This is a genomic window from Microbacterium testaceum StLB037, assembly GCF_000202635.1.
In the GTDB taxonomy this organism is placed as follows: domain Bacteria; phylum Actinomycetota; class Actinomycetes; order Actinomycetales; family Microbacteriaceae; genus Microbacterium; species Microbacterium testaceum_F.
On record NC_015125.1, the window covers coordinates 1590702 to 1608299 of the forward strand.

Genomic DNA, 17598 nt, shown 5'->3' on the forward strand with positions numbered 1-17598 from the left:
TTCCGTGGGTCGCACAGCACCTGAGCATTAGACTGGGCCGCATGGCTCGAACTGGTAACGGCGACGACCCGATCGCGGAGCGCAACGAAGGCGCATCGGCACCGAACCCTGTGTGGTTCCTGCCCATCATGATCGGCCTCATGCTCATCGGCCTGGTCTGGGTCCTGGTGTTCTACCTGAGCAACTCGCAGTTCCCCATCCCGGGCATCGGCCCGTGGAACCTCGTCATCGGCTTCGGAATCGCCTTCGTCGGCTTCCTGATGACGACGCGCTGGCGCTGAATTCCTCGCGACTTACACCCGTGTAATTCATCCCCACCTGTGGATGAGCCTGTGGATAACTCTCAGTAGTACACGACGACCGGGACCACGAGCAGCCCGAGCAGAACGAGGGTCACCGCGACCAGCGATCCGATCTGCAGCGCCTTCTGGCGCGCGAGGCGCGTCCGCGCGTAGATGAAGCCCACGGCCGCGCCGGTGACCAGACCGCCCAGATGCGCCTGCCAGGAGACGCCGACGTCGTTCAGCGCCGCGACGAAATCTCCCGTGGTGATCGAGCTGATCAGGGCCACCACGAACGGCCAGGCGAAGTTGATGCCGATCAGCACCGCGATCACGCGGATGTCGGCTCCGATGTGACGCCCGATCACGAGCAGAGCACCGAAGAGTGCGAAGATCGCGCCGGAGGCGCCGACCACCGGCGTCAGCGGGGCGATCAATGCCACCGCGACCGAACCGCCGAGCGTCCCCAGAACGTACAGGGCGACGAACCGCCACCGACCGAGCAGCGGTTCGAGGTTCCGACCGATGAACCACAGGGCCAGCATGTTCAGGCCGATATGGAAGAAGCCGGAGTGCACGAGCGACACCGTGAGGAGGCGCCACGGTTCGAACGCCCCGAACTGCGGCACCAGGTAGGGGCCGTAGAACAGCAGCGCGTTGCTCAGCAGGGGTTCGAGACCCGGGACCAGGCCGATGATGTACACCAGACCGGTGATCGCGATGATCGCCAGCGTGGCGACCGGGCGTCCGGACGAAACCGCGACGACCGGCCGCGACGACGCCCAGCGGCGCTCGGCCTTCTTCTGCGCCGGGGTCTCGGTGGCGCGCTGTTGCGCCATGCACTCCGGGCAGATCACGCCGACGGCGGCGGGGGTGCGACACTCCGAACAGACCGTTCGCAGGCACCGCTGGCAGAGGACGAAGCTCTGCCGATCTGGATGCCGGTAACAGAAGTTGTCGCTGTTTCGACGGAAATCGTCGGTTGTGGACACCCGCCGCCGCCTTGAAGGTCAGACCGAGACGATGTCGACCGAGTGCAGGACGACGTCGGCCTTCGGGCGGTCCTGGGCACCGGTGGGCACCGCGGCGATGGCGTCGACGACGGCCTTCGACGCGTCATCGGCCACCTCGCCGAAGATCGTGTGCTTGCCCTGCAGCCACGGGGTGGGGTCGGTCGTGATGAAGAACTGCGAGCCGTTCGTGCCCTCCGGCTGGCCGGTGATGGCGTTGCGACGCAGACCGGCGTTCGCCATCGCGAGCTTGTACGGCGCGGTGAAGTCCAGCTCGGGGTGGATCTCGTCGTTGAAGTTGTAGCCGGGACCCCCGATGCCCTGACCGAGGGGGTCTCCGCCCTGAATCATGAAGTTGGGGATGATGCGGTGGAAGATCACGTCCTTGTAGAGCGGACCTTCACCCTTGGCGCCGGTGGCGGGATTGGTCCATTCCTGGGTTCCATCGGACAGACCGATGAAGTTGCGGACGGTACGGGGAGCGTGGTCGCCGAACAGGTTGACCACGATGTCGCCGTGGTTGGTGTGCAAGGTCGCGACGGCGGTGTGAGTAGCCATGGGTACATTCTCTCAGAGTTATCTGCAAGGGTCCGTGGTGGGCACCGCCCGGTCTGGCAAGATGAAGCAACGTACATCCCATCGATAGGGAGGATGAGCCGTGGGCCTCAGCCGCAAGAGCAAGAAGGAACTGCGCAAGCTCCAGAAGCACGCCGCGAAGGTGTGGGAGTCGCAGCAGGTGCTGCTGGGCGAGAGCGGAAAGGTGGCTCGTGAAGCCGGCCACCAGCTCGGTCGCTTCAGCCGCGAAGACCTCGTTCCCGTCGTGCAGGACGGCTACAACAAGTACGCCGCGCCCTACGTCGACAAGAGCGTGAAGTACAGCAACCGCTTCCTCAGCAACAAGGTCATCCCGGCCGCCGGTGCTGTCGTGGGCGGGGCGATGTCGGTCTGGGACGCCGCGGGCGACACCCGCGACCGTCTCGCCAAGGGTCAGGGCTTCGACCTCGATGCCCACAAGTACGCCAAGCGAGCCGAGAAGTACGGCAAGAAGGCGTCCAAGAACCTCGCCAAGAAGCTGCCTCACCAGAACGACGGCATCGGTGCCGGTGGCGTCATCGCGATCATCCTCGGGGTGGTCGCCGCGGCCGGCGTGGCCTACGCCGCCTGGCAGACGCTTCGCGCCGACGACGAGCTGTGGGTCGCGGACGACCCGCTGCGCGCGCCGGACGCGTGAGCGACCCCACCATCAGAGTCCGAGAGGCCGCGCGTGAGCGCGGCCTCTCGGTCGATGTGCGCGAAAGACCCGCGGCCTCCAGCCTCGATGAAGCCGCGGAACTCCTCGGAATCCCTCCCGCGTCGATCGTGAAGACCCTCGTCGTCAAACGTTCCGACGACACCTACCTCTTCGCCCTTGTTCCCGGTGACCGGGCCATCTCGTGGCCGAAGCTCCGAGCGGCGGTCGGGGTCAACAAGCTCCGGCTGCCCGAGCCCGAACTGGCCCTCGCCGCCACCGGGTACGAGCGCGGCACGATCGTTCCGATCGGCAGTACTCACGACTGGCCGATCTACGCCGACGAGAGCATCGTGGGTCAGCGCATCGCGATGGGAGCCGGAGCGCACGGGTACAGCCTGTTCGTCGACGCCGACGACCTCATCCGCTCCTACGACGCGACCGTCGCCGACATCACGTCTCCTCGAGCCTGAGCGGTCACTGCTCGCCCTCCCCACGGGGAGGGAGCTTCGCCATGCGAAGCGCGATGTCCACGAGCTGTACCCGACGCAGCTTCCGCACCGCAGCAAAGCTGAACCACTCGGCTCGGTCGGTGGATCCGCCCACCTCATGGCGCAGCCGGCCACCGACGATACGCGCCCGATAAACAATGCGGAGGGTGTGCAGAGGCCCCTCCGCGCCCGTGGAGAGCCTGGAGGCGGCCGGGATCACCCGGGAATGGATGCCGAGGAGCGAGTCCACGTCGACGCGATACCCCGTCTCCTCTCGCACCTCGCGGCGAACAGCGCGTTCAGGGTCCTCGCCGGCCTCCAGGCCGCCTCCCGGGAGCGTCCAGGCCGCCCGACGCCCCTCGACCCAGTGCGCGAGCAACAGGCGATCGTCGGAGCCGGTGATGACGGCGTACGCGGCGACTCGCATGTCCATTGCGACACCATAGCGGCGCGGCCGACGACATGCTCGCGAAAGGTCGTGCCGTTTCACGCCTCGGGGAGATCGACGACGGATGTGCGGCGGTTCCGCTCGATGCCGCTTCCGGCATTCGGGAGAAGGAAGAAGATGTGGAGCCTGGGAGATTCGAACTCCCGACATCCTGCTTGCAAAGCAGGCGCTCTACCAACTGAGCTAAGGCCCCGTGGGGATGGGGTGGGGCTACCAGGACTTGAACCTGGGACCTCTTCATTATCAGTGAAGCGCTCTAACCGCCTGAGCTATAGCCCCGTTGCGACGACGTGATGTCGTCAACCTCGAAGACTTTACCGGAATCCCGAGGTTTTTCCGAATCGGCGTCAGTTCGAGGTGAAGCCGACCAGGAGACCGCCGGTCACCTTGACCGCGAGGTTGTAGATCCCGGCCACCACGGCGCCCAGCACGGTGATGACGACGAGGTTGAGGATCGCGACGATCGCCGCGAACGCCATGACCTGGGGAAGCCCGATGTACTGCGAAAGCGTCGTGCCGCCGTCGGTGAAGCTCGTGAAGAACTCGTCGAGCTTCGTGATGAGGCCCGTCGCGCTGACGACCAGGTAGATCAGGAAGTAGGAGACGACCGTCACGATCGCGACGGCCACCGCCGCGAGGAAGGACAGCTTCACCGCCGACCAGAAGTCGATGTAGACGAGGCGCAGACGCACCTGCTTCGCGGGGGTCTTGTGAGTCGACTTCTTAGCGAGCTTGTCGGCTACCGTGCTCATGCGTCAGTACTTTCCTCAGGGGTCTCGGGAGCGGAGGCGTCGGCCTCATCCGCGGGAACTGCGGCGGGCTCCGTGGTCGTCTCCGTCGTCTCTGCCAAGTTGCGTTCCGCGTTTCGCGCGATCGCGATGATGCGGTCGTCGCCTCCAGCGCGGGCGAACACGACACCCATCGTGTCGCGTCCCTTGGCGGGCACCTCGGCCACGGCAGAGCGTACCACCTTGCCGCTGGCAAGAACCACAAGGACCTCGTCGCCCTCCGACACCATCATTCCGCCCGCGAGGACGCCTCGATCGTCGGTCAAACGGGCCACCTTGATGCCCAGACCACCGCGATTCTGCATGCGGTACTCGGTCACCGCGGTGCGCTTGGCATAGCCGCCCTCGGTCACCACGAAGACGAACTCGTCGTCCTTGGCGACGGATGCCGAGAGCAGGCTGTCGCCCTCGCGGAAGTCCATGCCCTTCACGCCCGACGTCGACCGGCCCATGGGGCGCAGCGCGTTGTCGGTCGCGGAGAACCGGAGGGACATTCCCAGGCGGCTGATCAGAAGGATGTCGTCGCCCTCGTCGACGAGGAGCGCGCTGACGAGCTCGTCGGCGCCGCCCTGCTCGGTCTCGTCCGCCTCGTCCGACACCTGGCCGCGGAGCTTGATCGCGATCACGCCGCCCTGACGGTTCGTGTCGTACTCGTCGAGACGAGTCTTCTTGACCAGACCGTTGCGGGTGGCGAGCACCAGGTAGGTCGCGACGCTGTAGTCGCGGATGTCGAGGATCTGGGCGATCTCTTCATCGGGCTGCAGCGCGAGGAGGTTGGCCACGTGCTGGCCCTTGGCATCCCGTCCCGCCTCGGGGACCTCGTAGGCCTTGGAGCGATAGACGCGACCCTTGTTCGTGAAGAACAACAGCCAGTGGTGGGTCGTCGTGACGAAGAAGTGCTCGACGACGTCGTCGGCGCGCAGCTGCGCGCCCTTCACGCCCTTACCGCCGCGGTGCTGCGAACGGTAGTTGTCGCTGCGGGTGCGCTTGATGTAGCCGTCACGGGTGACCGTGATGACCATCTCTTCTTCCGCGATCAGGTCTTCGATCGACACGTCGCCGTCGAAGCCGTGCAGGATCTGGGTGCGACGGTCATCGCCGAAACGGTCGACGATCCCGGTCAGCTCGTCACGGATGATCGTGCGCTGGCGCGCGGGGGACGCCAGGATGTCGTTAAAGTCGGCGATGCGAGCTTCGAGCTCGGTCGCCTCGTCGACGATCTTCTGCCGCTCGAGGGCCGCCAGACGACGCAGCTGCATGTCGAGGATCGCCTGCGCCTGGATGTCGTCGATGTCGAGGAGCTTCTGCAGGCCCTCGTTGGCATCCTGAGCCGTCGGCGAGCGACGGATGAGCGCGATGACCTCGTCGAGGGCGTCGAGCGCCTTCAGGTAGCCGCGCAGGATGTGCATGCGCTCTTCGGCCTTGCGGAGGCGATAGCGCGTGCGCCGGACGATGACGTTGACCTGGTGGTCGATCCAGTGGCTGACGAATCCGTCGAGCGAGAGCGTGCGCGGCACACCGTCGACGATCGCCAGCATGTTGGCGCCGAAGTTCTCCTGCAGCTGGGTGTGCTTGTAGAGGTTGTTCAGCACGACCTTGGCCACCGCGTCGCGCTTGAGCACGACGACGAGACGCTGACCGGTGCGACCGGACGTCTCGTCGCGGATGTCGGCGATACCGGTGATCTTGCCCTCGCGAGCGAGGTCGCCGATCTTGACCGCGACATTGTCGGGGTTGACCTGGTACGGCAGCTCGGTGATCACGAGGCACGTGCGGCCCTGGATCTCCTCGATGTTCACGACGGCACGCATCGTGATCGAGCCGCGACCGGTGCGGTAGGCGTCCTTGATACCGCGCGTGCCGAGGATCTGCGCGGCGGTCGGGAAGTCGGGCCCGGGGATGCGCTCCATGAGCGCTTCGAGCAGCTCCTCGCGGGTGGCATCCGGGTTCTCGAGAGCCCAGAGCGCGCCGGCGGAGACCTCGCGGAGGTTGTGCGGCGGGATGTTCGTCGCCATACCGACCGCGATGCCGACCGAACCGTTGACGAGGAGGTTCGGGAAGCGCGACGGCAGGACGACGGGTTCCTGCGTCTGGCCGTCGTAGTTGTCCTCGAAGTCGACGGTCTCTTCTTCGATGTCGCGGACCATCTCGAGCGCGAGTTGCGACATCTTCGTCTCGGTGTAGCGCGGGGCGGCCGCACCCTGGTTGCCCGGGGAGCCGAAGTTGCCCTGGCCGAGCGCGAGGGGATAGCGCAGCGACCACGGCTGCACGAGACGCACGAGGGCGTCGTAGATGGGGGCGTCGCCGTGGGGGTGGTAGTGCCCCATGACCTCGCCGACGACACGGGCGCACTTCGAGAACGACTTGTCGGGTCGGAAGCCGCCGTCGTACATGCCGTAGATCACGCGGCGGTGCACGGGCTTGAGACCGTCCTCGACGCGCGGCAGTGCGCGACCGACGATGACGCTCATCGCGTAGTCGAGGTAGCTCCGCTGCATCTCGAGCTGGAGGTCGACCTGGTCGATCCTGCCGTGGTTGTGCGCGGGTTCCGACCGGACCTCGTCGGGCTCGGGCGTGATGTCGTCAGCCATGTCTTCTCAGTTTCGTAGTGCGTCGTCGATCGTCGTCGTGCGGGGTCGCAGAGCGACGGGTTCAGATGTCGAGGAAGCGGACGTCTTTGGCGTTGCGCTGGATGAAGCTGCGTCGCGACTCGACGTCTTCGCCCATGAGGACCGAGAAGATCTCGTCGGCGGCGGCCGCATCGTCGATCGTGACCTGCTTCAGGGTGCGCGTCTCGGGATCCATGGTGGTCTCCCAGAGCTCGTGGTCGTTCATCTCGCCCAGACCCTTGTAGCGCTGGATGCCGTTGTCCTTGGGGATGCGGCGACCGGCGGCCTGACCGTCGACCAGCATCGCGTCGCGCTCCCGGTCGCTGTAGGCGTACTCGTGCGGGTGGTTCGACCACTTCAGGCGGTACAGCGGCGGCTGGGCGAGGTAGACGAAGCCGGCCTCGATGAGTCCGCGCATGTAGCGGAAGAGGAGCGTGAGCAGCAGCGTCGTGATGTGCTGGCCGTCGACGTCGGCATCGGCCATCAGCACGATCTTGTGGTACCGCGCCTTGGCCATGTCGAAGTCTTCGCCGATCCCCGTCCCGAAGGCCTGGATCATGGCCTGGACCTCTTTGTTGCCCAGAGCTCGGTCGAGGCGGGCGCGCTCGACGTTGAGGATCTTGCCGCGCAGCGCGAGGATCGCCTGGGTGTGGGGGTCGCGGCCCTGAACGGCCGAGCCGCCGGCGGAGTCACCCTCGACGAGGAAGATCTCGCTGATCGAGGGATCCTTCGACGTGCAGTCCTTCAGCTTGTCGGGCATGGCCGCCGACTCGAAGACGCTCTTGCGACGAGCGGTCTCGCGCGCCTTGCGTGCCGCCAGGCGCGCGGTGGCCGCGTCGATCGCCTTGCGGATGATGTTCTTGGCCTGGCCCGGATTGCGGTCGAACCAGTCGCCGAGCTTGTCGCCGACGACCTTCTGCACGAAGGCGCGGGCTTCGGTGTTGCCGAGCTTGGTCTTCGTCTGCCCCTCGAACTGCGGCTCCGACAGCTTCACCGAGATGACGGCCGTGAGGCCCTCGCGGATGTCGTCGCCGGTGAGGTTGTCGTCCTTCTCTTTGAGGAGGTTGTTCGCGCGGGCGTAGCGGTTGACCAGCGTGGTCAGCGCGGCACGGAAGCCCTCTTCGTGGGTGCCGCCCTCGTGCGTGTTGATCGTGTTGGCGTAAGTGAAGACGTTCTCGGTGTAGGCGGTCGTCCACTGCATCGCGAGCTCGAGCGCGATGTGCCGGTCGGTGTCTTCGGACTCGACCTCGATGATCTCGTCGTTGACCACGTCGGCCTTGCGGACGCGGTTGAGGTGCTCGACGTAGTCCACGAGACCGCGCTCGTAGAGGAAGGAGTCGTTGCGCGCCTCGGTGACTTCTTCGCCCGGCTCTCCCTCGACGACCACCGACTGGGGACGCTCGTCACGGAGGCTGATGCGCAGCCCCTTGTTCAGGAACGCCATCTGCTGGAAGCGGGTGCGGAGGGTGTCGTAGTCGAAGTCGATGGTGTCGAAGATCGTCGCATCGGGCCAGAACGTGATCGTCGTCCCCGTCTGGTCGCTCTCTTCGCCCTTCTCGAGAGGGGCGAGGGGCTGGCCGCCGTCGCGGAAGGACTGGCGCCACACGTGACCCTGTCGCTTGACCTCGACCTCGAGCCGCGTCGACAGGGCGTTCACGACCGACGAACCGACGCCGTGCAGACCACCGGAGACGGCGTATCCGCCACCGCCGAACTTTCCACCGGCGTGCAGCACGGTCAGGACGACCTCGACCGTCGACTTCCCCTCGGTGCGGTGCATGTCGACCGGGATGCCGCGACCGTTGTCGACCACGCGGACGGCGCCGTCGCTGAGGATCGTGACGTCGATCGTGTCGCAGTAGCCGGCGAGAGCCTCATCGACGGAGTTGTCGACGATCTCCTGCACCAAGTGGTGGAGGCCGCGCTCACCGGTCGAGCCGATGTACATACCGGGGCGCTTGCGAACGGCTTCGAGACCCTCGAGCACCTGGATGGCGTCGGCCCCGTACTCGTTGGGAACCTTCGTGGAGGGTGCTTCAGGTTCCTCGGAAACGCTGTCGGGGTTTTCGGACGTCATGGGTGCGCGCGCTCCAGATCGGTTCTCGGAGCTTCCATCCTATCGCGCGGGACCCCGGGAAATGGCGTGTACGCCCCTACACGGGGATAAATCGGGCCGAGGCGGGATCGACCATGGCCTAGCCGTAGGTATCGCGCGGGCCGCGGCCTGGAACGGCTCTGGGCCCCCATTTCCAAGAGGGGACGTCCGGCCCTACGAACCGGATCGCCTCGACGCCGGCCTCCGGGAACCGTCTCAGGATCTCCGACAGGATCTGCGCGCGCATGAGCTGCAGCTGTTTCGCCCACGCCGTGGAGTCCGCCTGCACGGTGAGGGTGCCGGCATCCAGGGCCACCGGGCGGGTGTGAGCGGCGGTGTCCGCGCCCGCGACATCGTGCCAGGTGCGCACGAGATCCTCGCGGGCCAGCTGTGGCTCCCAGCCCGCCGACTGCGTGAGGGTCGCGAGAACGTCTCCCAGTCCTCGCGGGTCTCGGCCCGGCGAGAACGGGGCGTTCTCGTCGTCGTCGGTGCGGCGGCGACGCCTCCTCTTGCGGTACGGCGACGGCTCGAGACCGCGCAGACGCAGGTAGGTCGCCATCGTCTCGGGGAGTTCGGCGTCGTCACTCATCGTCGACCGTCACGATCTGGCCCGCCTCGACACGGACGACGTGCGCGCGAAGGGCATCGGGAACGTCCTCCTCGACGGCCGAGGTGACGATCACCTGCTCGTACCCGCCGACCAGCTCGGCGAGGCGAGCGCGCCTCCCCGCGTCGAGCTCGGCGAACACGTCATCGAGGATGAGCACGGGGTCTCCCAAGCGGGACTCGGCGCGAAGAATCTCCGCCGAGGCCAGACGCAGAGCAAGAGCGACCGACCAGGACTCGCCGTGTGAGGCGTACCCCTTCACCGGAAGGCCCCGGACGCGCAGGACCAGGTCGTCACGATGGGGACCGACCAAGGTCAGCCCGCGCTCGAGTTCCGCGGACCGTCGCGCAGCGAGGGCGGCGCGGAACTGCTCCGCGAGGGGCCCGCCCGGAGCGGAGGTCGCCGCGTCTCCCTCTTCGGGATCGCCGCCACCGACCGACAGTGCCCACTCCAAACGGGGCTCGTGGTCGGCGCCCGCGATCGCCGCGTAGGCGCTCGCGACCGGCTCGGACAGATCGGATGCCAGCGCCAAGCGCGCCTCGATCAGTTCGGTCCCCAGGGTGACGAGCTTGTCGTCCCAGACGTCGAGGGTTCCGAGGGCGTCACCGCGCACGCCCCGCGCCCGAGCGGACTTCAACAGCGCGGTCCGCTGGCGGAGGACCCGGTCGTAATCGGCGACGACCGCGGCCATCCTCGGAGTGCGCTGCACGATCAGCTGATCGGCGAACCGCCGCCGCGCAGATGGGTCGCCCCGCACGATCTGCAGGTCTTCGGGGGCGAAGAGCACCACCTGGGCGTACCGGGGAAGTTCCGCGGTGCGCACGTTCACCCCGTTTACCCGCGCGCGGTTGGATCCCTGGCGATTCAGCTGCAGCTCGAGCAGCACGCTGCGTTCCCCGTGGGCGAGACGCGCGCGGACGATCGCGGCATCCGTCCCGTCCTTCACCATCGGCGCGTCGCTGGACACCCGATGAGAACCGAGAGTCGCCAGATAGGCGACGGCCTCGACGAGGTTCGTCTTGCCCTGGCCGTTCCGGCCGACGAAGACGTTGGCACCGGTGGAGAGCGAGACATCGACTTCCGCGTAATTGCGGAAATCCCTGAGTCCCAACTGCTCCACGATCACCGAGTCAGACTACCCGCCGCCTCCGACATCCCGGCGGGGCGCCGGTCTCAGCGGAGCAGCAGGTTGGGCTGGAGGAGGTACTTGAAGGTCCCCTCGCCGCCCTTGTCGACCGAGGTCTGCGGGGTGACCAGCACGGGGCTGAGCTTGTTCGCGTTGTCGCTCGACGTGAAGGTGATGCGCGTGAACTCGCTGCGCACCGCGCCGAGGGACTCGAGGAGGTACTGGGGGTTGAGCCCCAGGGTGACCTCGTCGCCGACGAGGGTGGCATCCACGGTCTCGGTGGCGCGAGCCTGCTCGGTGCCGGAGGCGTCCATCGACACGCCATCCGCCCCGAAAGTGAAGCGGAGCGGCGCGGAACGGTCGAGGACCAGGGCGACACGGCGAACGGCCTCGGCGAGCTCGGCGGTGTTGACCACGCTGTGGTGTTCGGTCTGCTCGGGGAAGAGCCGACGGACGGGCGGGAAGTTGCCCTTGATGAGGAGCGAGGTCACCGTCTTGTTGGCTGCGGTGAAGGCGATGATCTCGCGGTCACCCGACCCGGAGAAGGCGATGGAGATGTCGCCACCGTGCGCGAAGGTCTTGCCGACCTCCTGCAGGGTGCGAGCGGGAACCAGCGCCGACGTCGTCTCGTCAGATGCCGCCTGCCCCCCGTCCCACGGGATCTCGCGGAGCGCGACCCGATAACGGTCGGTGGCCACGAGGCTCAACCGTGTTCCGGAGACCTCGAGCTGCACACCGGTGAGGACCGGAGTGACATCGTCACGCGATGCGGCGAAGGCGACCTGCGCGATGGCGGTGGCGAACTCGTCCGCCGGCACGAGACCGGACTCGCCGGTGACCTCGGGAATCGCGGGGTATTCCTGGACGGGCATCGAAGCGAGCGTGAAGCGCGCCGAACCACAGGTGAGCAGGATGCCGCCGTCTTCATCGACCGCGATCTGGATCGGCGCATTGGGCAGTCGGCTCGCGATGTCGCTGAGCAGTCGGCCGTGGACGAGGATCGTGCCGGGCTCGTCGACCGTGGCCTCGATGGTCGTCCGAGCGGATGCCTCGTAGTCGAAAGCCGCGAGCGTGAGTCCCTGCTCGTTCGCTTCGATCAGGACACCGGCCAGGATCGGCTGCGGGTTGCGCTGAGGCAGGAGCTTGACCACGAACGACACAGCTTCGCTGAACACATCGCGATTGACGTGGAACTTCACGGACGCTCCCTTGACGGCGGGTATGGCTTACCCATGCTAGCCCCCGGCCGGGGATGACCCCGGTCCACGACTGAGCGCACCACGAGGTCATCGAATCTCTCTTAACTCAATAGGGATCTTTCATCTTGTTAACAGCTGTGGAGAGTGTGGATAACTTCGCGGATCGCTGTTAACAGAAGGGAACGACAGGACTGTCACTTGTGGACGGGCTGCGGAGAGCTTGCGCAGTTAACACGGCGAGGAGGGAAGTCGATCCGATCGCCGTCCACAAGTTAAGGCGCGTCGTGCACAGTTCATCCGCAGAGATTCGGAGTTATCCACAGGTTTTCCACACTGTGTAGAACCCGCTGAAACATCCCTCTGGTGCGGGTGAAGCGGAGCTCTGACCGCCGAAAAGACGAAGGACCCGACCGCGGATGCGGACGGGCCCTGGGCCGGGAGAGAGGCGCTCAGCGCATACGCCCGAGCTGGCTCGTGATCTCGGAAACCTGGTTGAAGATCGAGCGGCGCTCCTTCATCAGGTCGCTGATCTTCTTGTAGGCGTACATGACCGTGGTGTGGTCGCGGTTGCCGAACAGCTGCCCGATCTTCGGCAGTGACAGGCTCGTGCGCTCACGACAGAGGTACATCGCGATCTGCCGAGCCGTGGCGACGGCTTGCGATCGGCTCGATCCGTAGAGGTCGTCGACGGAGAGCTTGAAGTATTGCGCGGTCGCGGTGATGATGTCCGTCGGCGAGACGACGTTGGCGTCGTCCTGGTCGATGATGTCGCGGAGCACGGTCTGCGCGAGCGACATGTCGAGCGTCGACCGATTCAAGCTCGCGAACGCCGAAACGCGGATGAGCGCGCCCTCCAGTTCGCGGATGTTCGACGAGACGACCGTGGCGATGTACTCGAGCACGTCGTCCGGGATGAGAAGTCTCTCGCTCTGCGCCTTCTTGCGGAGGATCGCGATGCGTGTTTCCAGGTCGGGCGCCTGCACGTCGGTGATCAGACCCCACTCGAATCGACTTCGCATGCGGTCCTCGAAGCCGGTCAGCTGCTTCGGGGGCAGATCGCTCGTGATCACGACCTGCTTGTCGTGATCGTGAAGGGTGTTGAACGTGTGGAAGAAAGCTTCCTGCGTCTCGGCCCGGCCCTGGAGGAATTGGATGTCGTCGATCAACAGGATGTCGACGTCGCGATACCTCGCCTGGAACGCCGAGCCCCTGTTGTTGGCGATCGAGTTGATGAAGTCGTTCGTGAACTCTTCGCTCGAGACGTACCGGACACGGATGCCGGCGTACATGCTCGCCGCGTAGTCACCGATCGCGTGGAGCAGGTGTGTCTTACCGAGACCGGAGTCGCCGTAGATGAAGAGGGGGTTGTACGCCTTCGCCGGTGCTTCGGCCACGGCGACGGCTGCGGCGTGAGCGAAGCGGTTGGACTGACCGATGACGAAGTTGTCGAACGTGTACTTGGGGTTCAGTCGGGTGTCGCTCCGGGATGCCGGGACGATCGGTTCCGGTGCCTGCTCCGGGATGAGCGAATGGCTGGTGGGAGCCGGCGCCGGGCGGTCATCGCTCGACGCGGATCGCGGGGAGTCGATGAGGTCGGGGTTCACGACGACACGGAAGGCGTTCACCTCGGGGTCGGGTCCCTGAACCTGGGTCAACGCTTCGAGGATGGGGGCGCGCATGCGCTTGTTCATCTGCGCCGCGGTCAGATCGTTGGGGACGTCGAGGTAGAGGGTCCCGCCCATGACGCCCTGCGGAACGGCGAGGTTCAGGAAGCCGTGGAGTTGCGGAGTGACGCGCTCGTCTTCCAAGAGGTGGTCGAGCACGGCGGACCAGACAGGAACATCCGGTACTTCGTGCAATGACATGTCCCCTCCGGGATCTCGGCGCGCGGGCAGACCGACGGAGTCGCGTCGAACCTGTGGATAACTTCCGGGGCCACGCTAGTTCGCGGCTCATCCGGAGCAAAATCCACTGTAGAACGCTGTCGCGTGTCTTTGCCACGCCTGTGGACAACGACTGGGGATAATGGGCGGTCGGTTTCTCGGTTTGAGTTAAGGGCGCGCGCGACGTAGCCTTAGTCGGTTGACTTATGCCTATACGGCAGTCCCGACCCCACGTCCCCGGCAGAAGAGCATCGGGCGACACCACCTCCGGAGTGACCCATGAGCAAGCGCACCTTCCAGCCCAACAACCGTCGCCGCGCCAAGAAGCACGGCTTCCGCGCCCGCATGCGCACGCGCGCCGGCCGCGGCATCCTCGCGGCCCGTCGTGCCAAGGGCCGCACCGAACTCTCGGCCTGATCCCCCTAGTGCTCGCGAAGCCGAACCGACTCACCCGCGGATCGGACTATAAAGCCACTGTCCGTCGGGGCTCTCGGTGCGCCGGAACGCACGCCGTGACGTACGTCGGCGGTGTGGACGAAGACGGCCCCGCCCGTTTCGGCTTCATCGTGAGCAAGCAGGTCGGATCCGCGGTCACTCGCAACACCGTTCGCCGCCGCCTCAAGGCGGTGTGCGCCGAGGCGCTCCCGTCTGTTCGCGGGGGCGCCTCGGTCGTCATCCGAGCACTCCCCTCTTCGGCGACAGCGGACTACGCGTCGCTTCGGTCCGACGTCCTTCGTTGCCTCCAACGGAAGGCCTTCGTATGAGCGCGTCGACCCTCCCCACCTCCTCCACCGGCACCGCTCACTTCGAGCTGTCCGCGGTGGTGGCCTCCGTCCCGCTCCTCCCCCGGAACGCGGGACTCGCCCTGTTGCACGCGTATCGCGCGACGATCTCGCACGTCTATGGCGACGTCTGCAAGTACTACCCCTCCTGTTCCGCCTATTCGGTGGGCGCCGTGCAGCAGCACGGACTCGTCAAGGGTGTCGCGCTGACCGCGGCCCGTCTCGCACGCTGTCATCCCTGGGCTCAGGGAGGCATCGACGATGTCCGTCCTCACCGCGCTTTCCGTCACGAACTCACTCCGCACGGATTCGTCGTGCCCTCCCGGAAGGACTGATCGTGCAATTCGATCTCATTGGGACCATCCTCTGGCCGTTGAAATGGATGGTCGAGCTCGTCCTCGTGGGCTGGCATGCGCTCTTCACGGCGCTCGGCATGGCGCCGGCAGCCGGCCTCACGTGGGTGCTGTCGATCGTGGGCCTCGTTCTCATCGTGCGAGCCGCCCTGATCCCGCTCTTCGTGAAGCAGATCAAGAGCCAGCGCAAGATGATGGAGATCGCTCCGGAACTGCGCAAGGTGCAGGAGAAGTACAAGGGCAAGCGCGACCAGCTGTCTCGCGAGGCCATGAGCCGCGAGACCATGGCGCTGTACAAGAAGCACGGTACGACGCCCGTCTCGAGCTGCCTGCCGCTCCTGGTGCAGATGCCGATCTTCTTCGCGCTCTTCAGCGTGCTGAACGACGTCTCGAAGCACGCCGCGAGTGGTGTCGGTGGTGTGGGTCTGCTCACGCCGGAGCTCACGACCGAGTTCTACGACGCACGCCTGTTCGACGTGGCATCCATGCACGTGAACCTGGTGACCGCGTGGAATCAGCCCGACGGTCAGGTCACCGTGGCGATCCTGCTCACGCTGGTCGTCCTCATGATCGCGTCGCAGTTCTTCACGCAGCTGCAGATCATCTCGAAGAACCTCTCCCCCGAGGCGAAGACGGGTCAGGCCTACCAGATGCAGAAGGTGATGCTCTACATCCTTCCGCTGGCCTTCATCTTCTCGGGTGTCTTCTTCCCGCTCGGTGTGGTCATCTACTGGTTCGTCAGCAACCTGTGGACGATGGTCCAGCAGTTCGTCGTCATCCGTGAGATGCCGACTCCGGGCTCGGACGCCGCCAAGGCTCGTGAAGAGCGTCTGGCCCGCAAGGGGAAGGCGATCGACTCCAGCGGCAAGGTCGTTCCCATCGAGAAGTACCGCGCCGAGCAGCAGCGTCTGCTCGAAGAGGCGGAGCGTGCCCGCGCCACGCAGCCGAAGCGCCAGCAGCCGGTCGGCAAGCAGCGCGCCAAGAAGCAGCAGGGCGGCAAGCCCGGGGGCTCCCCCGCGCGACCGGCCCCCGGCTCCACTGCATCCGATCCCTCCTCCTGACGACACGGAGACCATCATGACGACGTCCGAGCAGATCTCGACCGACCAGAACGCCGCCACCGAAGAGCAGCTCGAGCAGGAGGGCGACATCGCCGCCGACTTCCTCGAGGGGCTGCTGGACATCGCCGACATCGACGGTGACCTCGCCCTGGATGTCCGCGCGGGTCGCGCCTACGTGTCGGTGGAAGCGGAGGACGCGAGCGCACTGTCGGCGCTGTCGCACTCGGACACGGTCCAGGCGCTCCAGGAGCTCACGCGGCTGGCCGTGCAGAACGCGACCGGTCGTTTCTCCCGATTGATCCTCGACGTGGGCGGTTCGCGCGACGCGCGTCAGCGTCAGCTCGAGAACCTGGTCGACCGTGCGATCGAGCGCCTCGACGAGGGTGCATCGCAGGCGTCTCTGCCCGCGATGTCGAGCTACGAGCGCAAGCTTGTGCACGACATCGCCGCGGAGCGCGGTTGCGTGTCCGAGTCGTTCGGTGAGGGCGCGGATCGCCACACCGTCCTGCGACGCAGCTGAGGACGTCGGATGCCGATGGAGCTGGAGCCGGAGCCGGATGTCGCCGCCGAGATCTTCGGCGATCGTCTGGATCTCGCTCGGCGCTTCACACAGGCGCTGGCAGACCACGGTGAGGAGCGTGGGCTGATCGGCCCACTCGAGGTACCGCGTCTGTGGACGCGGCACATCCTCAACAGTGCCGTTGCCGCCCCCCTGTTCGAGGGGCAGGCGGCGGACATCGGTTCAGGTGCCGGACTCCCCGGTATCGTCCTTGCGATCGCGCGGCCGGATGTGCAGTGGACTCTCATCGAGCCCATGGAGCGTCGAACGGTCTGGCTCACGGAGCAGGCGGAGAGCCTCGGCCTCACGAATGTGACGGTCGCGCGGATGCGCGGTGAGGAGTGGACCGGCGGACGTTCCTTCGATGTCGTCACCGCTCGCGCCGTCAGTGCTCTGCGCACCCTGTTGCCTTCGACCGCACCGCTCGTGCGCCCGGGAGGCAGGCTCGTTCTCCTCAAGGGAGCGAACGTCGCGGCAGAGATCGACGCCGCGGCGAAGCAGGTGCGTCGCTTCGGATTGACGGACGTTCGTGTAGAGGTCGTCGGCGAGCGGCAGTTGGACGAACCGACGCGCGTGTTCGTGGCGACCGTTTCGCGCTGACCGCGCGTCGCGTCGTCCGTCTTAGAAGACACTGCCCCTCATCGATGACGGGCCACGTGGGCCGTCGGGCGTCACGCGTCGTTGCCGGTGCGGAGACCTCGCCTGCCCAGTCCGCGCCGCGAGGGATGCGCGTCGACGGGGTGGCGGGCGTCAGGCCGGAAGCTGGGGTGGCGACAGCCCGTCAGCGACGGACCTCACGGGAGGGTGTGTCCCTGCGTGCCGTGTGGATGTGAGTGTCCGCTCCCGTGATGTGATCCCAGCTCGGGAAGATCGCATCGATCCGACGGCTTGGGTCCGTTCGTTGCGAACTCCGACGGAGGGCGAGAGGAGTCAGATCGCCCTCGCTGTGGCAGGGCCAGGATTCGGGGCAGTGCGAGTCGCGGGCCTTTACTTAACTGGTTGTAAAATGAAGTCCTTATCGGCATCCGCGCGTTGATGCCGAGTGTGGGAACGGCTCTGTCGGCGTTCTGAATGCGCG

19 protein-coding genes and 2 tRNA genes are annotated in these 17598 nt (G+C 66.2%); 9 read left to right on the forward strand and 12 right to left on the reverse strand.

Annotated features, from left to right (window positions below):
- The first annotated feature begins 41 nt into the window (after positions 1 to 41).
- A complete protein-coding gene (locus MTES_RS07295) occupies positions 42 to 281 on the forward strand; it encodes a cell division protein CrgA (protein WP_013584585.1) in 240 nt (79 codons plus the stop codon).
- 62 nt (positions 282 to 343) lie between these two features.
- Here the strand turns inward: MTES_RS07295 and MTES_RS07300 are convergent, their stop codons facing one another.
- Positions 344 to 1120 carry a rhomboid family intramembrane serine protease gene (locus MTES_RS07300; RefSeq protein ID WP_013584586.1) on the reverse strand — a complete coding sequence of 259 codons (777 nt, stop codon included), beginning with the start codon at positions 1118 to 1120 and terminating at the stop codon, positions 344 to 346.
- A gap of 171 nt (positions 1121 to 1291) precedes the next feature.
- Positions 1292 to 1849 (reverse strand): peptidylprolyl isomerase, encoded by a 558-nt coding sequence (locus tag MTES_RS07305; protein WP_013584587.1) that lies wholly within the window; start codon positions 1847 to 1849, stop codon positions 1292 to 1294.
- A gap of 100 nt (positions 1850 to 1949) precedes the next feature.
- On the opposite strand from MTES_RS07305, the gene MTES_RS07310 reads away from it, so the two are divergent.
- Positions 1950 to 2522: a hypothetical protein gene (locus MTES_RS07310; protein ID WP_013584588.1), complete on the forward strand. Its 573-nt coding sequence runs from the start codon at positions 1950 to 1952 to the stop codon at positions 2520 to 2522.
- Positions 2519 to 2992: an aminoacyl-tRNA deacylase gene (locus tag MTES_RS07315; RefSeq protein WP_013584589.1), complete on the forward strand. Its 474-nt coding sequence runs from the start codon at positions 2519 to 2521 to the stop codon at positions 2990 to 2992. The genes MTES_RS07310 and MTES_RS07315 overlap by 4 nt, the downstream gene beginning before the upstream one ends.
- A 4-nt stretch (positions 2993 to 2996) precedes the next feature.
- Here the strand turns inward: MTES_RS07315 and MTES_RS07320 are convergent, their stop codons facing one another.
- The 10 genes from MTES_RS07320 to dnaA form a co-directional block, all read right to left on the reverse strand.
- Positions 2997 to 3443 carry an NUDIX hydrolase gene (locus MTES_RS07320; protein ID WP_013584590.1) on the reverse strand — a complete coding sequence of 149 codons (447 nt, stop codon included), beginning with the start codon at positions 3441 to 3443 and terminating at the stop codon, positions 2997 to 2999.
- Positions 3444 to 3578: 135 nt separating this feature from the next.
- A tRNA-Ala gene (locus MTES_RS07325) sits at positions 3579 to 3651 on the reverse strand.
- Between the two features lie 12 nt (positions 3652 to 3663).
- A tRNA-Ile gene (locus MTES_RS07330) sits at positions 3664 to 3737 on the reverse strand.
- A 68-nt stretch (positions 3738 to 3805) separates the two neighbouring features.
- Positions 3806 to 4210 carry a DUF3566 domain-containing protein gene (locus tag MTES_RS07335; protein ID WP_013584591.1) on the reverse strand — a complete coding sequence of 135 codons (405 nt, stop codon included), beginning with the start codon at positions 4208 to 4210 and terminating at the stop codon, positions 3806 to 3808.
- Positions 4207 to 6837 (reverse strand): DNA gyrase subunit A, encoded by a 2631-nt coding sequence (gene gyrA, locus MTES_RS07340; protein ID WP_013584592.1) that lies wholly within the window; start codon positions 6835 to 6837, stop codon positions 4207 to 4209. Before gyrA ends, MTES_RS07335 begins: the two co-directional genes overlap by 4 nt.
- Before the next feature lie 61 nt (positions 6838 to 6898).
- Positions 6899 to 8932 carry a DNA topoisomerase (ATP-hydrolyzing) subunit B gene (gyrB, locus tag MTES_RS07345; RefSeq protein WP_013584593.1) on the reverse strand — a complete coding sequence of 678 codons (2034 nt, stop codon included), beginning with the start codon at positions 8930 to 8932 and terminating at the stop codon, positions 6899 to 6901.
- Positions 8933 to 9050: 118 nt separating this feature from the next.
- Positions 9051 to 9539 (reverse strand): DUF721 domain-containing protein, encoded by a 489-nt coding sequence (locus MTES_RS07350; RefSeq protein ID WP_013584594.1) that lies wholly within the window; start codon positions 9537 to 9539, stop codon positions 9051 to 9053.
- On the reverse strand, positions 9532 to 10683 hold the full coding sequence (gene recF / locus MTES_RS07355; RefSeq protein ID WP_013584595.1) for a DNA replication/repair protein RecF: 1152 nt from the start codon (positions 10681 to 10683) through the stop codon (positions 9532 to 9534). Before recF ends, MTES_RS07350 begins: the two co-directional genes overlap by 8 nt.
- Positions 10684 to 10730: 47 nt before the next feature.
- On the reverse strand, positions 10731 to 11882 hold the full coding sequence (gene dnaN / locus MTES_RS07360; protein ID WP_013584596.1) for a DNA polymerase III subunit beta: 1152 nt from the start codon (positions 11880 to 11882) through the stop codon (positions 10731 to 10733).
- A 449-nt stretch (positions 11883 to 12331) separates the two neighbouring features.
- Positions 12332 to 13747, reverse strand: a complete 1416-nt coding sequence (gene dnaA / locus MTES_RS07365; protein WP_013584597.1) for a chromosomal replication initiator protein DnaA — start codon at positions 13745 to 13747, stop codon at positions 12332 to 12334.
- Between the two features lie 297 nt (positions 13748 to 14044).
- Between dnaA and rpmH the strand changes: the two genes are divergently transcribed.
- Genes rpmH through rsmG form a run of 6 tightly spaced genes read left to right on the forward strand, consistent with a single transcriptional unit; the run spans position 14045 to position 17120 of the window.
- Complete coding sequence (gene rpmH, locus MTES_RS07370) at positions 14045 to 14182, forward strand: 50S ribosomal protein L34 (RefSeq protein ID WP_013584598.1); 138 nt, start codon at positions 14045 to 14047, stop codon at positions 14180 to 14182.
- Positions 14183 to 14190: 8 nt separating this feature from the next.
- On the forward strand, positions 14191 to 14529 hold the full coding sequence (rnpA, locus tag MTES_RS07375; protein WP_013584599.1) for a ribonuclease P protein component: 339 nt from the start codon (positions 14191 to 14193) through the stop codon (positions 14527 to 14529).
- Positions 14526 to 14882: a membrane protein insertion efficiency factor YidD gene (gene yidD / locus MTES_RS07380; RefSeq protein WP_013584600.1), complete on the forward strand. Its 357-nt coding sequence runs from the start codon at positions 14526 to 14528 to the stop codon at positions 14880 to 14882. The genes rnpA and yidD overlap by 4 nt, the downstream gene beginning before the upstream one ends.
- A 47-nt stretch (positions 14883 to 14929) precedes the next feature.
- Positions 14930 to 15961 (forward strand): membrane protein insertase YidC, encoded by a 1032-nt coding sequence (yidC, locus tag MTES_RS07385; RefSeq protein WP_148272946.1) that lies wholly within the window; start codon positions 14930 to 14932, stop codon positions 15959 to 15961.
- Between the two features lie 16 nt (positions 15962 to 15977).
- Positions 15978 to 16481, forward strand: a complete 504-nt coding sequence (locus tag MTES_RS07390) for a protein jag (RefSeq protein ID WP_013584602.1) — start codon at positions 15978 to 15980, stop codon at positions 16479 to 16481.
- Positions 16482 to 16490: 9 nt separating this feature from the next.
- Positions 16491 to 17120: a 16S rRNA (guanine(527)-N(7))-methyltransferase RsmG gene (gene rsmG / locus MTES_RS07395; RefSeq protein ID WP_013584603.1), complete on the forward strand. Its 630-nt coding sequence runs from the start codon at positions 16491 to 16493 to the stop codon at positions 17118 to 17120.
- Positions 17121 to 17598 lie beyond the last annotated feature (478 nt).

What these genes read in the sequence shown, in the direction of transcription:
- gyrA (WP_013584592.1), bottom strand. Translation starts at nt 6,837, where the DNA reads ATGGCTGACGACATCACGCCCGAGCCCGACGAGGTCCGGTCGGAACCC.
- MTES_RS07350 (WP_013584594.1), bottom strand. Translation starts at nt 9,539, where the DNA reads ATGAGTGACGACGCCGAACTCCCCGAGACGATGGCGACCTACCTGCGT.
- MTES_RS07305 (WP_013584587.1), bottom strand. Translation starts at nt 1,849, where the DNA reads ATGGCTACTCACACCGCCGTCGCGACCTTGCACACCAACCACGGCGAC.
- MTES_RS07295 (WP_013584585.1), top strand. Translation starts at nt 42, where the DNA reads ATGGCTCGAACTGGTAACGGCGACGACCCGATCGCGGAGCGCAACGAA.
- MTES_RS07335 (WP_013584591.1), bottom strand. Translation starts at nt 4,210, where the DNA reads ATGAGCACGGTAGCCGACAAGCTCGCTAAGAAGTCGACTCACAAGACC.
- gyrB (WP_013584593.1), bottom strand. Translation starts at nt 8,932, where the DNA reads ATGACGTCCGAAAACCCCGACAGCGTTTCCGAGGAACCTGAAGCACCC.
- MTES_RS07320 (WP_013584590.1), bottom strand. Translation starts at nt 3,443, where the DNA reads ATGGACATGCGAGTCGCCGCGTACGCCGTCATCACCGGCTCCGACGAT.
- dnaA (WP_013584597.1), bottom strand. Translation starts at nt 13,747, where the DNA reads ATGTCATTGCACGAAGTACCGGATGTTCCTGTCTGGTCCGCCGTGCTC.
- yidC (WP_148272946.1), top strand. Translation starts at nt 14,930, where the DNA reads ATGGTCGAGCTCGTCCTCGTGGGCTGGCATGCGCTCTTCACGGCGCTC.
- rpmH (WP_013584598.1), top strand. Translation starts at nt 14,045, where the DNA reads ATGAGCAAGCGCACCTTCCAGCCCAACAACCGTCGCCGCGCCAAGAAG.
- MTES_RS07300 (WP_013584586.1), bottom strand. Translation starts at nt 1,120, where the DNA reads ATGGCGCAACAGCGCGCCACCGAGACCCCGGCGCAGAAGAAGGCCGAG.
- MTES_RS07390 (WP_013584602.1), top strand. Translation starts at nt 15,978, where the DNA reads ATGACGACGTCCGAGCAGATCTCGACCGACCAGAACGCCGCCACCGAA.
- yidD (WP_013584600.1), top strand. Translation starts at nt 14,526, where the DNA reads ATGAGCGCGTCGACCCTCCCCACCTCCTCCACCGGCACCGCTCACTTC.
- rsmG (WP_013584603.1), top strand. Translation starts at nt 16,491, where the DNA reads ATGCCGATGGAGCTGGAGCCGGAGCCGGATGTCGCCGCCGAGATCTTC.